Source organism: Bacillus sp. 05T31 (assembly GCF_056396725.1).
Genome location: NZ_JBFTMA010000917.1, coordinates 1 through 1,358, shown reverse-complemented (window position 1 = coordinate 1,358; position 1,358 = coordinate 1). Strand labels below are relative to the sequence as shown.

Genomic DNA, 1,358 nt, shown 5'->3' with positions numbered 1-1,358 from the left:
ATTCTGATGCGTTAGCACATTGGATTTCTTCTGAGTATCCAGATGATCGTTCACCAATTATGGTGTATGGCCATATGCAACCTGAAATGATTATTAACTTTTTAGGATGTGTAAAAGCTGGACATGCTTACATTCCTGTAGATTTATCTATCCCAGCTGATCGTGTACAACGTATCGCTGAAAATTCTGGTGCGAAATTACTTTTATCAGGAACAGAAGTAACTGTAACTGATTTACCAGTTCGCATCGTAAGTGAAGACAACTTAAAAGATATTTTCTTTACTCATAAAGGGAACATTCCAAATCCTGAACATGCGGTAAAAGGTGATGAGAACTTCTACATTATTTACACATCAGGAAGTACAGGTAATCCGAAAGGGGTTCAGATTACTTATAACTGCCTTGTTAGCTTCACAAAATGGGCTGTAGAAGATTTCAACTTACAAACAGGGCAAGTATTCTTAAACCAAGCACCTTTCTCATTCGATTTATCTGTAATGGATATTTACCCATCATTAGTAACAGGTGGTACACTTTGGGCAATCGATAAAGATATGATTGCACGTCCAAAAGACTTGTTTGCTTCTTTAAAGCAATCGGATATACAAGTATGGACTTCGACACCATCTTTCGCAGAAATGTGTTTAATGGAAGCMTCTTTCTCTGAGAGTATGCTACCAAACATGAAAACATTCTTATTCTGCGGTGAAGTATTACCAAATGAAGTGGCTAGAAAATTAATTGAGCGTTTCCCAAAAGCTACAATTATGAATACGTATGGTCCAACAGAGGCTACTGTTGCTGTAACAGGTATTCACGTTACAGAAGAAGTGCTTGATCAATACAAATCACTTCCAGTTGGCTACTGTAAATCAGACTGTCGCCTTCTTATTATGAAAGAAGATGGCACACTTGCACCTGATGGTGAAAAAGGTGAAATCGTAATTGTCGGTCCAAGCGTAAGCGTTGGATATTTAGGAAGCCCTGAATTAACAGAAAAAGCATTTACTATGATTGACGGTGAGCGCGCCTATAAAACAGGCGATGCTGGCTATGTAGAAAATGGTCTTCTATTCTATAATGGTCGTCTTGATTTCCAAATTAAGCTTCATGGTTATCGAATGGAATTAGAAGAAATTGAGCATCACCTTCGTGCGTGTTCTTACGTAGAAGGAGCAGTTATTGTTCCAATTAAAAAAGGTGAGAAATATGATTATTTATTAGCGGTTGTTGTTCCTGGAGAGCATTCATTTGAAAAAGAATTCAAATTAACATCTGCAATTAAAAAAGAACTCAATGAGCGATTACCAAACTACATGATTCCACGTAAATTCATGTATCAATCTTCTATTCCAATG

Annotated in this window: 1 protein-coding gene; it reads left to right on the top strand. The window is 37.1% G+C overall.

Annotated features, from left to right (window positions below):
• A partial coding sequence (gene dltA, locus AC1DJR_RS29875) for a D-alanine--poly(phosphoribitol) ligase subunit DltA (RefSeq protein ID WP_477004243.1) occupies positions 1-1,358 on the top strand: 1,358 nt, incomplete at both ends.